The organism is Citrobacter sp. Cpo074, from assembly GCF_030332745.1.
Lineage (GTDB): Bacteria > Pseudomonadota > Gammaproteobacteria > Enterobacterales > Enterobacteriaceae > Citrobacter > Citrobacter portucalensis.
In genome coordinates, this window is the sequence record NZ_JAOWHG010000023.1 from 86,766 (window position 1) to 105,994 (window position 19,229).

15 protein-coding genes are annotated in these 19,229 nt (G+C 52.1%); 6 read left to right on the forward strand and 9 right to left on the reverse strand.

Annotation, left to right across the window (positions count from 1 at the left end):
- Positions 1-138 precede the first annotated feature (138 nt).
- The gene (gene djlA / locus OGX83_RS01500) at positions 139-954 is read left to right on the forward strand and encodes a co-chaperone DjlA (RefSeq protein WP_235125468.1); all 816 of its coding nucleotides are present in this window, start codon (positions 139-141) and stop codon (positions 952-954) included.
- Between the two features lie 95 nt (positions 955-1,049).
- On the opposite strand, the gene rluA is transcribed toward djlA, so the two are convergent.
- From rluA to polB, 3 genes are all read right to left on the reverse strand, one after another.
- Entirely contained in the window at positions 1,050-1,709 is a 660-nt protein-coding gene (gene rluA / locus OGX83_RS01505) for a bifunctional tRNA pseudouridine(32) synthase/23S rRNA pseudouridine(746) synthase RluA (RefSeq protein WP_003018849.1), read from the reverse strand.
- Positions 1,710-1,720: 11 nt separating this feature from the next.
- Positions 1,721-4,627 (reverse strand): RNA polymerase-associated protein RapA, encoded by a 2,907-nt coding sequence (gene rapA, locus OGX83_RS01510; RefSeq protein ID WP_048236149.1) that lies wholly within the window; start codon positions 4,625-4,627, stop codon positions 1,721-1,723.
- Positions 4,628-4,804: 177 nt separating this feature from the next.
- On the reverse strand, positions 4,805-7,156 hold the full coding sequence (gene polB / locus OGX83_RS01515) for a DNA polymerase II (RefSeq protein WP_286587254.1): 2,352 nt from the start codon (positions 7,154-7,156) through the stop codon (positions 4,805-4,807).
- A 573-nt stretch (positions 7,157-7,729) separates the two neighbouring features.
- Between polB and OGX83_RS01520 the strand changes: the two genes are divergently transcribed.
- The gene (locus OGX83_RS01520) at positions 7,730-8,116 is read left to right on the forward strand and encodes a DUF4751 family protein (RefSeq protein ID WP_048214956.1); all 387 of its coding nucleotides are present in this window, start codon (positions 7,730-7,732) and stop codon (positions 8,114-8,116) included.
- Positions 8,117-8,156: 40 nt separating this feature from the next.
- On the opposite strand, the gene araD is transcribed toward OGX83_RS01520, so the two are convergent.
- The 3 genes from araD to araB form a co-directional block, all read right to left on the reverse strand.
- The gene (gene araD, locus OGX83_RS01525; RefSeq protein ID WP_286587255.1) at positions 8,157-8,852 is read right to left on the reverse strand and encodes an L-ribulose-5-phosphate 4-epimerase; all 696 of its coding nucleotides are present in this window, start codon (positions 8,850-8,852) and stop codon (positions 8,157-8,159) included.
- A gap of 96 nt (positions 8,853-8,948) precedes the next feature.
- The gene (gene araA, locus OGX83_RS01530; RefSeq protein WP_103285775.1) at positions 8,949-10,451 is read right to left on the reverse strand and encodes an L-arabinose isomerase; all 1,503 of its coding nucleotides are present in this window, start codon (positions 10,449-10,451) and stop codon (positions 8,949-8,951) included.
- A 10-nt stretch (positions 10,452-10,461) separates the two neighbouring features.
- Positions 10,462-12,171: a ribulokinase gene (gene araB, locus OGX83_RS01535; RefSeq protein ID WP_204191988.1), complete on the reverse strand. Its 1,710-nt coding sequence runs from the start codon at positions 12,169-12,171 to the stop codon at positions 10,462-10,464.
- Between the two features lie 339 nt (positions 12,172-12,510).
- Here araB and araC point away from each other — a divergent pair, with 339 nt between their 5' ends.
- The 4 genes from araC (at position 12,511) to OGX83_RS01555 (ending at position 15,833) form a co-directional block, all read left to right on the forward strand.
- The gene (gene araC / locus OGX83_RS01540) at positions 12,511-13,356 is read left to right on the forward strand and encodes an arabinose operon transcriptional regulator AraC (RefSeq protein ID WP_003829586.1); all 846 of its coding nucleotides are present in this window, start codon (positions 12,511-12,513) and stop codon (positions 13,354-13,356) included.
- Positions 13,357-13,522: 166 nt separating this feature from the next.
- A complete protein-coding gene (locus OGX83_RS01545; RefSeq protein WP_234692545.1) occupies positions 13,523-14,374 on the forward strand; it encodes a hypothetical protein in 852 nt (283 codons plus the stop codon).
- Positions 14,375-14,376: 2 nt separating this feature from the next.
- Positions 14,377-14,799 carry a hypothetical protein gene (locus tag OGX83_RS01550; protein WP_174770707.1) on the forward strand — a complete coding sequence of 141 codons (423 nt, stop codon included), beginning with the start codon at positions 14,377-14,379 and terminating at the stop codon, positions 14,797-14,799.
- 266 nt (positions 14,800-15,065) lie between these two features.
- Complete coding sequence (locus tag OGX83_RS01555) at positions 15,066-15,833, forward strand: DedA family protein (protein ID WP_003829584.1); 768 nt, start codon at positions 15,066-15,068, stop codon at positions 15,831-15,833.
- A gap of 97 nt (positions 15,834-15,930) precedes the next feature.
- Here OGX83_RS01555 and thiQ read toward each other — a convergent pair whose 3' ends face one another.
- From thiQ to thiB, 3 genes are read right to left on the reverse strand one after another with little or no spacing between them, the layout of a single operon-like run.
- Positions 15,931-16,629, reverse strand: coding sequence for a thiamine ABC transporter ATP-binding protein ThiQ (thiQ, locus tag OGX83_RS01560; protein WP_032942352.1), 699 nt, complete (start codon positions 16,627-16,629; stop codon positions 15,931-15,933).
- Positions 16,613-18,223, reverse strand: coding sequence for a thiamine/thiamine pyrophosphate ABC transporter permease ThiP (gene thiP / locus OGX83_RS01565; protein WP_286587256.1), 1,611 nt, complete (start codon positions 18,221-18,223; stop codon positions 16,613-16,615). Before thiP ends, thiQ begins: the two co-directional genes overlap by 17 nt.
- Positions 18,199-19,182: a thiamine ABC transporter substrate binding subunit gene (thiB, locus tag OGX83_RS01570; protein ID WP_057067389.1), complete on the reverse strand. Its 984-nt coding sequence runs from the start codon at positions 19,180-19,182 to the stop codon at positions 18,199-18,201. Before thiB ends, thiP begins: the two co-directional genes overlap by 25 nt.
- Positions 19,183-19,229 lie beyond the last annotated feature (47 nt).

Consider the following 19,229-nt stretch of genomic DNA (forward strand, 5'->3'; position numbering starts at 1 on the left):
TAGGCACGGCATTGAATGACAGGTATGATAATGCAAATTATAGGCGATGTCCCACAATTGACCGCAGCCGTAAATCGGTAAAAGCACCTTATATTGTGGGACATAGCCTGGCTGAGAGCGGAAAGATTTGGGGAGTCTATGCAGTATTGGGGAAAGATAATTGGTGTAGCCGTGGCCTTAATGATGGGCGGCGGCTTCTGGGGTGTGGTTCTGGGGCTGTTAGTTGGCCACATGTTCGACAAAGCCCGCATGCGCAAAATGGCGTGGTTTGCCAACCAACGTGAACGCCAGGCGCTGTTTTTTGCCACCACTTTTGAGGTGATGGGACATCTGACCAAATCCAAAGGTCGTGTCACGGAAGCCGATATTCATATCGCCAGCCTGTTGATGGATCGGATGAATTTGCACGGTGACTCGCGAACGGCAGCACAACATGCCTTCCGGGTAGGAAAATCGGATAATTACCCATTACGTGAAAAGATGCGTCAGTTTCGCAGCGTCTGTTTTGGGCGATTCGATCTGATCCGCATGTTTCTGGAGATTCAGATCCAGGCGGCATTTGCCGATGGGTCGTTGCATCCTAACGAACGTGAAGTGCTGTATGTGATTGCTGAAGAGTTGGGGATCTCACGCACCCAATTTGATCAGTTCCTGCGCATGATGCAGGGCGGCGCACAGTTTGGCGGCGGATATCAGCAGCAGTCTGGCGGCGGTGGCTGGCAGCAGGCGCAACGCGGCCCGACGCTGGAAGACGCCTGTAATGTGCTGGGTGTGAAAACGACCGACGATGCGACCACCATCAAGCGCGCTTACCGTAAGCTGATGAGCGAGCACCATCCGGACAAACTGGTTGCGAAAGGTCTGCCGCCAGAGATGATGGAAATGGCGAAGCAAAAAGCGCAGGAAATCCAAAAAGCTTACGAGCTGATTAAGGATCAAAAAGGATTCAAGTGATTGAATTGCCGGATGCGGCTAGCGCCTTATCCGGCCTACGTTAATGAATGTAGGCCGGGCAAGCGAAGCGCCCCCGGCATAAATTGGCTCAGAATTTAAAAATCCGCCGGGACTTTAAACGTCATACTGTTGCCGTATTCGGGATGCGTGATGGTTAACATCTCTGCATGCAGCAACAGGCGTGGCGCTAACGCGAGAGCTTCCGGCGGAGCATAGAAGCGGTCGCCCAGGATAGGATGCCCTAAAGCCAGCATATGCACACGCAGCTGGTGGGAGCGTCCGGTAATGGGTTTGAGCACGACCCGGGCGGTGTTATCCGCCGCGAACTCCACGACTTCATACTCGGTCTGCGCCGATTTCCCGGTCTCATAACATACTTTTTGCTTTGGTCTGTTTGGCCAGTCGCAAATCAGCGGTAAATCAACCAGACCCTCGGCCGGAGCAGGATGCCCCCAGACGCGTGCGACATACTGTTTTTTCGGTTCGCGCTCGCGAAACTGGCGTTTTAGCTCGCGCTCTGCCGCTTTGGTTAGCGCGACTACAATCACGCCGCTGGTTGCCATATCCAGACGATGCACGGATTCAGCCTGCGGATAATCGCGCTGAATACGCGTCATCACGCTGTCTTTGTGCTCATCCAGACGACCTGGCACAGACAACAAGCCGCTCGGCTTGTTGACCACCATAATGTGTTCATCCTGATACAGGATGACCAGCCAGGGTTCCTGCGGCGGATTGTAGTTTTCCATCCCCATGTATGGCTCCGTTACTGATGCGTCACGACGATCAGGCGCAGGGCATCGAGACGCCAGCCCGCCTGATCCAGGCTTTCCATCACCTGCTGACGGTTGCTTTCAATTGCGCTAAGTTCGTCATCACGGATGTTCGGGTTAACGGCACGCAGCGCTTCGAGACGGGAAAGTTCTGCCGTCAGCTTCTCGTCAGCTTCTTTACGCGCTGCGTCGATCAGCGCACGGGCTGATTTTTCCACCTGCGCTTCACCGAGTTGCAGAATGGCATGAACATCCTGCTGCACGGCGTTGACCAGTTTGCTGCCGGTGTGGCGGTTAACGGCGCTGAGCTGACGGTTAAAGGTTTCGAACTCAACCTGTGCAGCAAGGTTATTGCCGTTTTTATCCAGCAGCATGCGTACCGGCGTTGGTGGCAGGAAGCGGTTTAGCTGCAGTTGTTTCGGCGCTTGCGCTTCAACAACATAGACCAGCTCAACCAGCAGTGTACCAACAGGTAATGCTTTGTTTTTTAACAACGAAATAGTGCTGCTTCCGGTGTCGCCGGAGAGGATCAGATCCAGACCATTGCGGATCAGCGGATGCTCCCAGGTAATAAACTGGGCATCTTCACGCGACAGGGCGACATCGCGCTCGAACGTAATGGTGCAGCCATCTTCCGGCAGCCCAGGGAAATCCGGCACCAGCATATGATCGGACGGCGTCAGCACGATTAAATTGTCGCCACGGTCATCCTGATTAATACCGACGATATCAAACAGGTTCATGGCGAAGGCGATCAGGCTGGTATCGTCGTCCTGTTCTTCAATACTCTCAGCCAACGCCAGTGCTTTTTCGCCGCCGTTAGAGTGGATCTCCAGCAGGCGATCGCGACCTTGCTCCAGCTGTGCTTTCAGCGCGTCATGCTGTTCGCGGCAGGTTTTGATCAGATCGTCAAAGCCCTCGGTATTTTCTGGTTCAGCCAGGTAGCCGATCAGATTGTTATAGACCGTGTCATAGATGGTACGGCCGGTCGGGCAGGTGTGTTCGAACGCATCCAGACCTTCGTGGTACCAGCGCACCAGCACAGATTGCGCGGTTTTTTCCAGGTACGGAACGTGAATCTGAATATCATGCGCCTGACCAATACGGTCCAGACGGCCAATACGCTGTTCCAGCAGATCCGGGTTGAACGGCAGGTCAAACATCACCAGATTGCTGGCGAACTGGAAGTTACGCCCTTCGGAGCCGATTTCAGAACACAGCATTACCTGGGCGCCGCTATCTTCTTCGCTAAACCATGCTGCGGCGCGGTCACGCTCAATGATCGACATCCCTTCATGGAATACGGCAGCGCGGATACCTTCGCGTTCGCGCAGAACCTGCTCCAGCTGAAGCGCGGTGGTGGCTTTTGCACAGATAACTAATACTTTTTGCGAGCGGTGGCTGGTCAGGTAGCCCATCAGCCATTCCACGCGCGGGTCAAAGTTCCACCAGGTGCCGGTGTCGCCTTCGAATTCCTGATAAATCTGTTCCGGGTAGAGCATGTCGCGCGCCCGGTCTTCTGCACTTTTACGCGCGCCCATAATGCCGGAGACTTTAATCGCCGTCTGGTATTGGGTCGGCAGCGGCAGCTTGATGGTATGCAGCTCGCGTTTCGGGAAGCCTTTCACACCGTTACGGGTGTTACGGAACAGCACACGGCTGGTGCCATGGCGGTCCATCAGCATCGAAACCAGCTCCTGACGCGCGCTCTGGGCGTCTTCGCTGTCGCTGTTTGCCGCCTGCAATAGCGGCTCAATGTCCTGCTCGCCAATCATGTCGCCTAACATGTTCAGCTCATTGTTACTCAGCTTGTTGCCTGCCAGTAACATGGCGACGGCGTCGGCGACCGGACGATAATTTTTTTGCTCTTCAACAAACTGGGCGAAATCATGGAAACGGCTCGGGTCCAGCAGGCGCAGGCGTGCAAAGTGACTTTCCATGCCCAACTGCTCCGGTGTAGCGGTTAGCAGCAGGATGCCCGGCACACGTTCTGCCAGTTGTTCAATGGCCATATATTCGCGGCTGGGCGCGTCTTCGCTCCACACCAGGTGATGGGCTTCATCGACAATCAGCAGATCCCACTCGGCGTCACACAGGTGCTCCAGACGCTGTTTATTGCGACGGGCAAAGTCCAGCGAGCAGATGACCAGTTGTTCGGTTTCAAACGGGTTGTAGGCGTCGTGCTGCGCTTCTGCATAACGCTCATCATCAAACAGTGCAAAACGCAGGTTGAAACGGCGCAGCATTTCGACCAGCCACTGATGCTGTAATGTCTCCGGGACGATGATCAGCACGCGCTCTGCGGCGCCGGAAAGCAGTTGCTGATGCAGGATCATCCCGGCTTCAATGGTTTTACCTAAACCCACTTCGTCTGCCAGTAAAACGCGAGGCGCATGACGACGACCAACATCATGGGCAATGTTCAGCTGGTGAGGAATCAGGCTGGTACGTTGACCACGCAACCCACTCCACGGCATACGGTATTGTTCGCTCTGAAATTTACGGGCGCGATAGCGCAGAGCAAAGCGATCCATGCGGTCAATCTGGCCAGCAAACAGGCGATCTTGTGGTTTGCTGAATACCAGTTTGCTGTCGAGCAGTACTTCACGCAGCATGACACCGGTTTCTTCGGTATCCAGGCGGGTTCCGATATAGGCAAGCAGGCCGTTTTCTTCTTTTACTTCATCGACATGCAGCTGCCAGCCTTCATGGCTTGTTATCGTATCGCCAGGATTGAACATCACGCGGGTCACGGGGGAATCACTGCGCGCATACAGACGGTTTTCGCCCGTCGATGAGAAAAGTAAAGTGACGGTTCGCGCATCCATGGCGACAACAGTACCAAGTCCCAATTCGCTTTCTGTATCGCTGATCCAGCGTTGACCAAGTGTAAAAGGCATATATGTTCGGCTCTATATCTTTAATTGCAGGCAATACTCGTCATTTTCCGGGCTAATCCCCGTTATTGAGAGCATACGACCCCGCTACCAGGCTAATAAATCAGTGGTAGTGGTGTTAAATGGGTCCAGGAATGGAAAGGGCGCTATGGTACTGGATGGCGGCGGTTTCGTCACGCGTCAAAATAACCCCAGTTGTCCTGTGAGTAGTGTAGCAAAATTATCGTCAATAAAGGGAAGAATTCCCTCAGCAACAGGTTGGATCTGGCGGGTCAGATAATGCTCGTAATCGAGCACAGATAGCTGATAATCAACAGGTTCTGGGCCATTGACCGTCCAGACATATTTTATGGTTCCGCGATTCTGATACTGCGGTGGACGCCCCAGCTTTACATTCTGCTCATCGGCGAGTCGCGCGGCACGAACGTGTGGTGGAACATTTCGCTGGTATTCGCTTAACGGGCGGCGCAGGCGCTTGCGGTACACCAGTTGTTCATCCATTTCACCGGCCATCAGACGGGCAATAGTCTCGCGAACAAACTCCTGATAAGGTTCGTTACGAAAAATTCGCAGGTATAGCTCCTGCTGAAATTGTTGGGCCAGCGGCGTCCAGTCGGTTCGTACTGTTTCCAGTCCCTTAAACACCATACGTTGCTCCGCACCGTCCTGAATCATCCCCGCATAGCGTTTTTTACTGCCGGTATCTGCACCGCGAATGGTCGGCATCAGAAAGCGACAAAAATGGGTTTCAAATTCCAGCTCCAGCGCGCTGGTCAGATTTTGTTGCTTCAGCGATTGCGCCCACCAGGTGTTGACATAGCTCACCAGTTCCCGACCAATTCGGGCTGCATCGTCTTCTGAGTGCGCCTTTTTCAGCCAGACAAAGGTGGAATCGGTATCGCCATAAATGACATCGTAACCCTGAGCCTCAATTAACGCTTTGGTCTGGCGCATGATCGCATGGCCGCGCATGGTAATGGACGAGGCCAGTCTCGGGTCGAAAAAGCGACAGGCGGTGGTGCCCAGCACGCCGTAAAATGCGTTCATGATGATTTTCAACGCCTGCGAGAGTGGCTTATTGCCGCGGCGTTTTGCTTCTTCGCGCCCGTGCCAGATCTGAGTAACGATTTCAGGCAGGCAGTGCTTTTCGCGTGAAAACCAGGCGTCAAGGAAACCTTCGGTGCTGTGTTCCGGATCCGGCTGCGCCATCCCTTCGATAAGCCCCACCGGATCGATTAAAAAAGTACGAATTATTGAGGGATACAGGCTTTTGTAATCCAGCACCAGTACGGAGTCGTATAAGCCTGGGCGCGAGTCCATCACGTAGCCGCCGGGACTGGCGTGCGCGGGGACTTCACCCAGATTCGGCGCCACATAACCCGCCCGGTGCATGCGCGGAAGGTAGAGGTGGCCGAAGGCGGCAACCGAACCACCGTGACGGTCGACCGGCAGACCGTTGACCGTCGAGCGCTCCAGCAGAAATGGCATGATCTCGGTTTTGTGAAAAATGCGCGTGACCAACTCACAGTCTTTGAGATTGTAGGTGGCAAGCGCGGGCTTATCCTGGGCAAATCGACGGTCGATTTCGTCCATTCGGTCCCACGGATTATCAATCGACTTGCCTTCACCCAGCAATTCTTGCGACACCGTTTCCAGCGAGAATGACGAGAAATTCCAGAACGCGGATTTTAGCGCCTCAATACCGTCGATAATCAGGCGCCCCTTAGCCTGAGCGAAGAATACACCGTTCTTGAAGCCATGCTCGCGCCACTCAAGCTCGCTGCTATCGCGACCAAAACGCAGGGGAATGCGGTAACGTTCGGCGTGCTTTTGCAGGACGCGTAAATCGAATTGCACGACGTTCCAGCCGATTATCACATCAGGATCGTGACGGGCAATCCAGTCATTGAGTTTTTCCAGCAACTGCGGGCGGCTTGCAACGTACTCAAGTTCAAAATCAAGCGTAGAGGCGTCGCCGTTTGCCGGGCCGAGCATATAGACAATACGCTGCCCGCAGCCTTCAAGACCGATGCAATAGAGTTCGCCGTGGCGCGTGGTTTCAATATCCAGCGATACCCATTTTAGCGGTGGTCGATAGTCAGGGTTCGGCTTCAGGCGGGCATTCACCAGCATGTCATTATGTCTGTCGCCTTCGACCCAAACAGGGGAGGTGATAAAGCGCTCCATCAGATACCGCTCAGGTGGGCGTACATCGCCCTCATAGACGGTGACTGCGTTTTCGCGCAGCAGTTTTTCCAACCGCATGAGCTGGCGATGTGAGCGGCAATACAGGCCGGAAACAGGATGGCGGTGGAAGTCTTGCAATTGCAGCGATTTCAGGCGATAGCCGTTTTCAGTGCGTAATAATGACATTACGCGAGGAACCTGACTGGTGGGAATAAACGCGACCGACTCCTGAGTCGCGAGCGTGACCTGCAGCGGCCCATCGTCTGTAGCCAGCCAGAATGAGACCTCAGTTCCCTGCGGGGTGTCCCGCCAGTGCCGGGTTAAAATAAAACCTGCTTGCGCCACGCTGCGTATCCGTCAAAAAACCAGGCATTATTATAGCCTGGTTCTGATAGATTAGCTGTGATTTTATACAGTTGTCATGCTCAGAAGAGGTTACTGCCCGAAATACGCTTTCCTGAGTAAAATAATTATTCCTACCTGACAATGTTATCTTCATATGCAATATATGAATCAAATAGCTTTGATAGGCTACAGATAGATATGTTATAGCTGGTATTTGTACATTAGTTTCCATTAATTACGTTGTTTATGTTTTAATTGTTAATTACAAGTTCGTTTTCATACTTTTTCTATTTTTTAGGAATAGTGCCCATTTGATTTTGCTACATATTTCTCGGATTAGTGAAAAAATTATATTTTTATTTGTTTTTATTAGCTGTTAGTGTAAAACTTTCATTCGAAATGTTTGGGTCATTATCTTAAATATAATATATTTAAATGGGGTTGTTATTGTTCTAACTAAGCAGTTTCAATTCAATTTCGTCGGGAAATTCTCTGTGAATATAATTTTATTTTGTCGATGGCTTGTGCATTTTTTTGTCCTTTTAATATTAATTTTGAAAAAATGGAGTTTTTATGAACGTTCTTTCCAAACATCAGCTTGGCATTAAATATCAGAACTATATGTTTGTTAACACAATGATTTCTAATCCAGCGATTAAAACTGTGAGCAAGTATATTTTATATAAAACATGGGACGGTAAGTTGTGGAATGCTGAAATTATTGAAAATGGTAGCGCTTTTTTTCACTGGCAGGGTAATGACAAAAGTAAGGGACACAAAGATACAGTGATTAATTATCTGCTGAACGGGCAGAAGTGGCAGGCGACGATTACAGATTATATCTTTTTCCATTGTCTGGAAGGAAATAAGGCTCATGGACACTATGATAATGTAATTGATTATATCTGTTCAAATGATTGTGTATACCAAGGTTCATTCGCCGAATATTATAGCGAATAACTATAAAGGAGCGCGTAGATTATCTGCGCGCTTATTTCTTTTACTGCCCGTAATACGCTTTTGCACCGTGTTTGCGCAGGTAGTGTTTATCTAGCAGGGTTTGCTGCATATCCGGTAATTGCGGCGCGAGCTGGCGGCAGAAAATCCCCATATAGGCTACTTCTTCCAGCACGATGGCGTTATGCACCGCATCTTCGGCATTTTTTCCCCAGGCAAATGGACCGTGAGAGTGCACCAGCACGCCAGGCATCTGTGCGGCGTCAATACCTTGTTTTTCAAAGGTTTCAACGATTACGTTACCGGTTTCCCATTCATATTCGCCGTTGATTTCTTCGTCGGTCATTTTGCGTGTGCAGGGAATCGAACCGTAGAAATAGTCCGCATGGGTGGTCCCCGTTGCAGGAATCGACTGACCCGCCTGCGCCCAGATGGTTGCATGACGCGAATGGGTGTGAACAATGCCGCCAATGGTCGGGAATGCCTGATACAGCAAACGGTGTGTTGGGGTATCTGAGGAAGGTTTCTTCGTACCTTCTACAACTTCACCCGTGGCGATACTGACTACCACCATATCGTCGGCGGTCATTACGCTGTAATCGACTCCCGAAGGTTTAATCACAAACACGGCGCGCTCGCGATCGACGGCGCTAACGTTTCCCCAGGTCAGCGTCACCAGGTTGTGCTTTGGCAGCGCCAGATTCGCTTCCAGTACCTGACGTTTAAGATCTTCTAGCATGTTAACTCCTGAATGCCGGATGGCGCTTCGCTTATCCGGCCTACGTAATTTGTAGGCCCGGTAAATGAAATGCCACCGGGCAATCCGTTTCACCAATTAACGTTTGAACCCGTAATACACTTCGTTCCAGCGCAACGCGTCCTTAAAGGCCGGCAGGCGGGTATCGTTATCGATCACTGCGATCTCGATATCATGCATTTCAGCGAACTGGCGCATATCGTTCAGATCCAGTGCGTGGCTGAACACGGTGTGGTGCGCGCCACCGGCGAGGATCCAGGCTTCAGAAGCGGTTGGCAGATCCGGTTGAGCTTTCCACAGCGCGTTAGCGACAGGCAGTTTTGGCAGGGAGTGCGGCGTTTGTACCGTGTCGATGCAGTTAACCAGCAGGCGATAGCGATCGCCGAGATCGATCAGGCTGGCAACCACTGCCGGGCCGGTTTTGGTGTTGAAGATCAGACGGGCAGGATCGTCTTTACCACCAATGCCGAGGTGCTGTACGTCGAGGATCGGTTTCTCTTCCACCGCGATGGACGGGCACACTTCCAGCATGTGCGAGCCGAGCACCAGATCGTTGCCTTTCTCGAAGTGGTAGGTGTAATCCTCCATAAATGAGGTGCCGCCCTGCAGACCGGTTGACATCACCTTCATGATGCGAAGCAGAGCGGCGGTTTTCCAGTCGCCTTCGCCCGCAAAGCCGTAGCCTTGCTGCATCAGACGCTGTACGGCCAGACCAGGGAGCTGTTTCAGGCCGTGTAAATCTTCAAATGTGGTGGTGAAGGCGTGGAATCCGCCCTGTTCCAGGAAGCGCTTCATCCCCAGTTCAATACGGGCCGCTTCCAGGACATTCTGACGTTTTTCACCGTGGACTTGCGTCACCGCCGTCATGGTATAGGTGCTTTCGTACTCATCGATTAGCGCGTTGATTTCACCGTCGCTAATTGCGTTCACTACCTGCACCAGATCGCCCACGGCCCAGGTGTTTACCGAGAAGCCGAACTTGATCTGCGCAGCGACTTTATCGCCATCGGTGACCGCAACTTCACGCATGTTGTCGCCAAAACGGCAGACTTTCAGGTGGCGGGTATCTTGTTTGGACACGGCCTGGCGCATCCAGGAGCCAATGCGTTCGTGCGCTTGTTTATCCTGCCAGTGGCCGGTGACCACGGCATGCTGCTGACGCATACGCGCGCCGATGAAGCCGAACTCACGACCGCCGTGCGCAGTCTGGTTCAGGTTCATAAAGTCCATATCAATGCTGTCCCACGGCAGGGCGGCATTGAACTGGGTGTGGAACTGCATCAGCGGCTTGTTGAGAATAGTCAGGCCGTTAATCCACATTTTGGCCGGAGAGAAGGTATGCAGCCAGACCACCATCCCTGCACAGCGATCGTCGTAATTCGCGTCACGACAGATAGCGGTAATCTCATCAGGGGAAGTGCCCAGCGGTTTTAATACCAGCTTGCAGGGCAGTTTGGCTTCAGTATTCAGTGCGTTAACGACGTGCTCGGCATGTTGGGTTACCTGACGCAGGGTTTCAGGGCCATACAGATGCTGGCTACCAATCACAAACCACACTTCATAGTTATCAAAAATCGTCATTGTCGTGTCCTTAATGTGTCAGGGTTGCCAGGTCTACCGGGGCTTGTTGCGCCGGAGCGGCAGTCGGAAGGTATTGCTGTTCAGCGCTTACTGCCCACTGCTGATAGCGGCGGTAAAGCTGTTCAAAACGTTGAGCCTGCTCTGGGCGAGGTTGCAGCGTGTTTTCCACGGCGCTTGCCATCTGCTGCTGAGCGGCAGGGATATCGGCGTGTACTTTCGCGGCAACGGCGGCGAAGATAGCTGCACCGAGTGCGCAGCACTGGTCTGAAGCGACAATCTGTAGCGGACGGTTCAGCACGTCACAGCAGGCCTGCATGATGACCGGGTTCTTGCGCGCGATACCGCCAAGCGCCATCACGTTGTGAACCGCAATGCCTTGTTCGGTGAAGCATTCCATAATGGCGCGCGCGCCAAAGGCCGTGGCGGCAATCAGACCACCGAACAGCGCTGGTGCATCGGTTGCCAGATTCAGGTCGGTAATGACGCCTTTCAGACGCTGGTTGGCATTGGGCGTACGGCGACCGTTGAACCAGTCGAGCACGACCGGCAGATGCTCCAGTGATGGATTTTTCGCCCATGCTTCGGTGAGTGCAGGCAGCAGCTGTTTTTGACTGGCTTTAATCTGGGTCTGCAGTTCCGGATGCTGTGCGGCAAGCTGTTCCAGCGGCCAGCTCAGCACGCGGCTAAACCAGGCATAGATATCGCCGAATGCAGACTGACCAGCTTCGAGGCCAATAAAATTAGGCACCACGCTGCCATCAACCTGGCCGCAAATGCCTTTCACCGCACGCTCGCCAACGCTTTGCTTGTCGGCAATCAGAATGTCGCAGGTTGACGTGCCGATGACTTTCACCAGCGTGTTAGGCTGTGCACCTGCGCCGACCGCGCCCATATGGCAGTCAAAAGCACCGCCTGCAATCACCACACTTTCCGGTAGTCCCAGGCGCTGTGCCCACTCGGTGCACAGGGTGCCAACCGGCAGATCCGCGGTGAAGGTATCGGTAAACATTGGGTATTGCAGATGGCGGTTGAGGATGGGGTCGAGTTCGTCAAAGAAACTGGCTGGCGGCAGACCACCCCAGCTTTCATGCCACAGAGATTTATGCCCGGCGCTGCAGCGACCGCGACGAATATCCTGTGGGCGTACGGTGTTGGAGAGCAGGGCCGGAACCCAGTCGCATAGCTCAATCCACGAAACCGCAGCCTCGGCAACTGCGTGGTCCTGACGAGTGACATGCAGGATTTTGGCCCAGAACCATTCGCTGGAATAAATGCCGCCGATATAGCGGGAGTAATCGATCTTGCCCGGTGTATGGCACAGGCGGGTGATTTCTTCGGCTTCTTCTACTGAGGTGTGATCTTTCCACAGGACAAACATCGCATTCGGGTTTTCCGCGAACTCCGGACGCAGCGCCAGTACATTACCGTCTGCATCGATGGGTGCCGGGGTTGAGCCGGTACTGTCAACGCCAATACCGACCACTTCCGCGCGCTGCTCAGCGCTCAGTTCGGCCAGTACGGTTTTCAGCGCCGCTTCCATGGATTCAATGTAGTCGCGCGGATGATGGCGAAACTGGTTGTTTGGGCCATCGCAATACTGCCCTTCCTGCCAACGTGGGTACCACTCAACGCTGGTGGCGATCTCTTCGCCGGTGGCACATTCCACCGCCAAAGCGCGTACTGAATCACTACCAAAATCGAGGCCAATTGCAATCGCCATCGTCTTACTCCATCCAAAAATACGGGTATGGATAAACAGTAGTGAGTAGCGATAAAAACCGTCAGGCAGGATCCGCTAATCTTATGGACTAAAATGCTGTGGCATCACAAAGTGTGACGCTGTGCAAATAATCAATGTGGACATTTCTGCCGTAGTTATAGACACTTTTGTTAGCCGATTTTGACGTTGGCGTAGTACATGTTTTTTACAAAGAGCTTTTCACGAGCGGGGTTGGTGGTCCATTGCCGCAAATACAGCGGCCCGCAGGAGCGACAGCGATGATGTCTGGCGTAATATGGACAAATTGTTTCTTGGCAGGACGTAGGGAGTATTGAAATTATGGCTGAAACGCAAAACGATCCCCTGTTGCCAGGTTATTCGTTTAACGCGCATTTGGTGGCCGGATTAACCCCCATTGAAGCGAACGGATACCTGGATTTTTTTATCGACAGGCCGCTGGGTATGAAGGGTTATATCCTCAATCTCACCATCCGTGGCGAAGGGGTTATCAATAATCAGGGCAAGCAGTTTGTCTGCCGGCCTGGCGATATTCTGTTGTTTCCACCTGGAGAAATTCACCACTACGGGCGCCATCCTGATGCCAGCGAGTGGTATCACCAGTGGGTTTACTTTCGTCCGCGCGCCTACTGGCAGGAGTGGCTGACCTGGCCGGCCATTTTTGGCCAGACCGGTTTTTTCCGCCCGGATGAAGCACATCAGCCGCATTTTAACGAACTGTTTGGGCAGATAATTAACGCCGGGCAGGGAGAAGGTCGTTATTCCGAACTGCTGGCGATTAATTTACTGGAGCAGTTGTTGCTCCGACGTATGGAAGCCATCAATGAATCGCTACACCCGCCCATGGACAACCGCGTCCGCGATGCCTGCCAGTACATCAGCGATCACCTGGCGGACAGCAATTTTGATATCGCCAGCGTCGCGCAGCACGTCTGCCTGTCGCCTTCCCGTTTGTCGCATCTGTTCCGTCAGCAGTTGGGGATCAGCGTATTAAGCTGGCGCGAGGACCAGCGCATCAGCCAGGCGAAGCTACTGCTGAGTACCACACGTATGCCTATCGCCACCGTAGGTCGCAATGTTGGTTTTGACGACCAGCTCTATTTCTCTCGTGTTTTCAAAAAATGTACCGGTGCCAGTCCGAGTGAGTTTCGCGCTGGATGTGAATAAATTTAGCTTGTGCGCTGCGAGTATTAAACTTCTTTCAGCGCATTAAAATTTGGCATCTGAGATGCGCGGTGATTTTATGATGAATATATATCTATAAATAATAAAAAATCAGCATTTGTTTGATGAAAATATTCTTGCTATAAACTTCCTGTCAAGGAGGTTTTAAATGAGTAAGCGTTTTGATATTACTGATGGAATGTTTGCGACAACAAAAAAATATGGGTTAGTTTACACTGAAGAGCTGGGGTGGATCGATTTAGGTCATGCACAGGGAAATGATGCCAGAATCCTGAAGAGAAAACTTGAACAAGAGCAACGAGCAAAATATTACAAGAAACTCAATGATTGGTACTTTCCAGTAGATTACTATCAGGAAATGGGGATAAGGAAGAAGTTATTTGGTTTAGGTTTGACTTTTCATTCTGGTGTACATACACAGGTCATGGTGCGTTCATGCCTTTCACCTGCGGTTAAGGCCCGAATTGCTCTGACTATTATGTATGGGACTGCAAAAAGATTCGAAGCCTGGCAAGACTCTATTCTCTTCAATTGGTATACCGATAGTGGTTTTAGTGTCGAGGATTTAGTTTCTGATTTAGTGGGTTTTTATCGTGTTTTTGGAACCGGGCCAGATCCATTTTATCTGGCGAAGCCAGTATCCTATGAAACAGCCGCACAAATATGGGATGCTCATGATCCAATTGGTACTTTTAAGAATAGAGACTTTTTGCCTTTTCTTTTTTCAACTCATCCACCTTTCAAATATGGAGAACCGATTAAGAAAAATCTGCCAGACTGGATGAATTATATAAAACCATTAAATGAATCTTTCTCCGGTTTAATGTGTAATCAGTTTCATAGTAATCCGATTGATGGTTTTTTTAAAAATAAAAATAGGATAAATCATGAGGTTTATGGCTCTGTCTCAGTATCTGATACTATGAACTATGCTGATTCGCCATTTGACCGTCCACTTTTTTTTCTGCTTAATCCACATTCACCACAGAGGCATTGGTGAATATGAAAAAATGGATTTTATTATTTGTAATACTACTTACTATACCATTTCTGTGTTTTTTAATTTGGTTTGCTCTAACGTCTGGGGAACATCATTACGAACGTAGTGATATTTTTTCTTACTGGCTATATACGCCTGATGTTCTGAAAAATGTACCATTAATATCAGAAGATGTTGAGTATAATTATGAATATAATCTGGATAATCAGCAAATGAGAGTTATTGTAAAGTGGAGTAATATTAATGATATCGCTGCTAAAAAAACGTACTTAATCGGTTTTTTGCAGAAACTAAATCCTTCAATAAAATATAATTGTATATGGTTTTATCATGACCCGCATAACTATGCTGATAACTATCAACGCTATTGTATATCCCAAAAATGGGACTCTCTTGAGCTGGAGTATTTTGACACGGTGAAATGAACTAATGGGCCTGGCTCTAAGTCTTTCACCATGAATACTTATCGCGCATTAAATCACCCTTTCTTTTCGGCCAGCGATTGATCCAGGATGCGCCGAAACTCGGCAAATTGCGTGTCATTTGCGGTAAACAGACCTTGATGTAAAGAAAAAGTGAATGATGTATCCTGAAAGTTGTCATAACTCGCAATCTATTCAGACAATTGATGGCTTGACGAAGTTGAGAGGGGTTATCAAAATCCCTGCTTCGTAAATTTGACGGACACATTATGCAAGCATTGCTGGAACACTTTATTCTCCAGTCCGCCCTGTACTCTCTGATCGCCGTACTTCTGGTGGCTTTTTTGGAGTCGCTGGCGCTGGTTGGTCTGATTCTGCCCGGGACCGTGATGATGGCGGGGTTGGGCGCGCTGATTGGCAGCGGCGAACTGAACTTCTGGCATGCCTGGCTTGCGGGCATTGTCGGCTGCCTGTTGGGGGACTGGATCTCCTTCTGGTTGGGCTGGCGCTTTAAAAAGCCGCTGCACCGTTGGTCATTCATGAAAAAGAACAAGGCGCTGCTGGATAAAACCGAGCACGCCCTGCATCAACACAGCATGTTTACTATTCTGGTGGGGCGTTTTGTCGGACCGACGCGCCCGCTGGTGCCGATGGTAGCAGGCATGCTGGATCTGCCTGTCGCTAAATTTATCGTCCCGAATATTATTGGCTGCGTGCTGTGGCCACCGTTCTACTTCCTGCCGGGGATCCTGGCGGGAGCGGCAATTGATATCCCTTCTGATATGCAGAGCGGGGATTTTAAATGGTTGCTGCTGGCGACGGCGGTGTTGCTCTGGGTGGGCGGCTGGTTTTGCTGGCGGCTATGGCGTAGTGGCAAAGCGGCTGTTGATCGCTTAACGGCGTATTTCCCCCGCAGCCGTTTGCTGTATCTGGCGCCGTTAACGCTCGGGATCGGCGTGGTCGCGCTGGTGGCGTTACTGCGCCATCCGCTGATGCCGGTGTATATCGACATTCTGCGTAAGGTTGTAGGTTACTGACGATACCTTTGCCGGATGGCGGCTTCGCCTTATCCGGCCTACAAAATGTGCGACCTACAGGCCGGATAAGGCGTTCACGCCGTCATCCGGCAACGCATTATGCTTTAATGCCCAATAGCGCCGAGGCGCTGGCGTTGCCGCTTAACAGATCGTCCGTTTTGCCCTGCCACGCGATGCGCCCATCGGCGACCACAATCGAGCGGGACGCAATTCGCGCGGCATCTTCTACGCTGTGAGAAACCATCAGCAACGTCAGCTGCTTCTCGCGACAGACTTCGGCGACCAGCGTTAGCATCTCCTGGCGCAGCGCGGGATCGAGCGCTGAGAACGGTTCATCAAGCAGTAAAATAGGTTGTTCTCGCACCAGACAACGCGCCAGCGCCACGCGCTGCCGCTGCCCGCCGGAAAGCTCACCGGGGAGGCGTTCCAGCAGAGAGTCGAGTCCCATTTGTTGAGCGATGTGGTGCATTTTCTCCCGCTGCGATGTGTTCAGCTTCAATCCCGGATTCAGGCCCAGGCCGATGTTTTGCTGTACGCTCAGATGGCTGAACAGGTTATTTTCCTGAAACAACATGGAAACGGGACGGCGTGAGGGCGGCGTGGTGGTGTGATCTTCACCGTCAATCATCATGGTACCGCTGGCAGGCGTGAGAAAGCCGGCAATCAGATTCAGCAGCGTACTTTTCCCGGCGCCGCTGGGCCCGAGTACAGCTATTTGCTCACCGCGCGTGACCGACAGCGTAAAGCGCATAGGCAAATGGTGATAAAGCCATGTGATATCAATCAGTTTTAACATTTCGACCCGGCAATTTCTCAATAACGGTAAACAGCGTAAAGCACAGGATCAGCAGTAATAACGCCGTAACCGCGCCATCCTGACTGCGATAAGAGCCAATCTGCTGATATAAATAAAACGGCAGGGTACGGAAATCCTCATTACCAAATAACGCCACTACGCCAAAATCGCCAATCGACAGGACGCAGGCAAACGCCATCGCCTGCGCCAGCGGGCGCTTCAGGGCGCGCAGTTCAACCACTTTCAGGCGCGACCATCCCTCAATGCCCAACGACTGGCACAACATACTGTAGCGAGCAGTGACGTCACGCATTGGGTTTTCCAGCACTTTCAGCGCGTAAGGGATCGCCATCAGCGCATTGGTAAAAATGACAATGCCGTCGGCAGATTCAGGAAGCCCAATGGTATTATTGAGCAGTAGAAAGAAGCCGGTTGCCAGCACGATGCCCGGCATGGCGAGGATCATCATGCCGCTCAACTCCAGCATCTGACCTGCCAGCAGCTGCTGTCGGGCACGGAGTTCACGACTGCTCCATAACAGCATCATAGTGAGCACGACGCATAACGCTCCTGCTGCTAATGCGATGCGCAGCGAGGTTCCCAACGCCTGCCACAGCACTGGCTGCATCAGTACATCCAGAACATGGCGGTTTAAGCCATCGATAATCACCGCCAGCAACGGCGGCAGTAACAGCAACAGGGCAAGAATAATCAGGATTGCGTCAGCCAGTCGGCTGTGCAGGCGATCGTCGGGATCGCGCCAGCCTTGTACCAGGGTAGCACCGGGAGCAATCGCCCGGCTCAGACGTTGGCTGAGGAGCACCAGCGCCAAACAACAAACCATCTGGATCAACGCCAGCATGGCTGCGCGGGCAGGATCGTAATCAAAATTCAGCGCCTGATAGATAGCCAGCTCGATGGTGGTGGCCTGTGGCCCGCCGCCAAGCGACAGAACGGTGGCGAAACTGGCGAAGCACAGCATAAAGATGAGTGCCGCGACGGGCAGGATCTGACGACGCAGCCATGGCCATTCAACAAAACGGAAGAAATGCCAGCCACGCATACCCAACTGAGCGGCTAACTGCCGCTGTTCGCCGGGAATATTCTCCAGCGACTGTAACAGCAGGCGGCTGGCCATCGGCAGATTGAAAAAGACATGCGCCAGCAGAATGCCCTGCAAACCGTATGGCGAAAACGTCCACTCCAGCCCGAATGTATGCCAGAGCGAGGCCAGCCAACCCTGGCGACCGTAGACGCTAAGAATACCGAATACCGCGACCAGCACTGGCAGGATTAACGTCATCGCGCACAGACGCAGCAGCGCCAGACGCCCTGGAAAACGACGACGATAGAGCGCTCTGGCAAGGAAAATCGCCGGGACAACCGACAGCACAGCGGATAAAAATGCCTGCCAGAAAGAAAAGCGCACCACGTGCCACAGGTAGTCATCTTGCCACAGCGAGAGCCATTCTCCCTGCGGGGCGTTAAACCACAGTGCCAAAAATGCGGCCAGGGCAACGGCCACCATCAGCGTGGCGGCGGTAAGCCCAGGAAACAGCCAGCCGGGAATTAACGGCTGACGGCGCGTTGCCATTCGCTAATCCATGCCTGACGTTGAGCCGCAACCTGCTGCGGCGTAAATTCCAGCGGGGTGGCCGGTTTATTCAGTTGCTCGAATCCTGGCGGTAGGGCGACTTGCGTCACGGGATACATCCAGTTGCCGGTCGGAATCGCATTCTGGAATGCCGGGGATACCATAAACTTCAGGAATTTCTCGGCCAGTTCCGGCTGCTTGCTGGCCGCGGTACGGGCGGCGACTTCCACCTGCAAATAGTGGCCTTCGCTAAAGTTGGCCGCGGCGTAGTTGTCTTTTTTATCGGCGATGATGTGATAGGCCGGAGAGGTGGTGTAACTGAGCACCAGATCGCTTTCACCTTTCAGGAACAGGCCGTAGGCTTCGCTCCAGCCCTTGGTGACGGTGACGGTTTTGGCTGCCAGTTTCTGCCACGCCTCTGGCGCTTTATCACCATAGACTTTCTGCATCCATAGCAGCAGACCCAATCCTGGCGTGCTGGTGCGTGGATCCTGATAAATGACGCGCCATTTTTGGTCGCTCTCTACCAGTTCTTTCAGGCTTTTGGGCGGATTCTTCAGCTTGTTCTTATCATAAACGAAGGCGAAATAGCCGTAATCAAACGGAACGAAGGTATCGTTTTTCCAGCCGCCGGGTACGTTAACGGCGTCGTTTGCAACACCACTTTTGGCAAACAGTTTGGTTTGTGTAGCGGCTTCCAGAAGGTTGTTATCCAGACCCAGCACGACGTCGGCTTTGCTGTTTTTTCCTTCCATGCGCAGGCGGTTAAGCAGCGACACGCCATCTTCCAACGCGACCAGTTTTAGCTCGCAGTTGCAGTCAGCTTCAAAAGCTTTTTTGATTGTCGGGCCCGGGCCCCAGTCAGCTGCGAACGAGTCGTAGGTATAGACGGTCAGTACAGGTTTAGCGAAAGCAGGCGCTGCGCACAGCAGTAAAAGCGGAAGACATTTTTTAAACACTTTGCACCTCATAAAGTAAAACTCTAAATAATTCGAGTTGCAGGAAG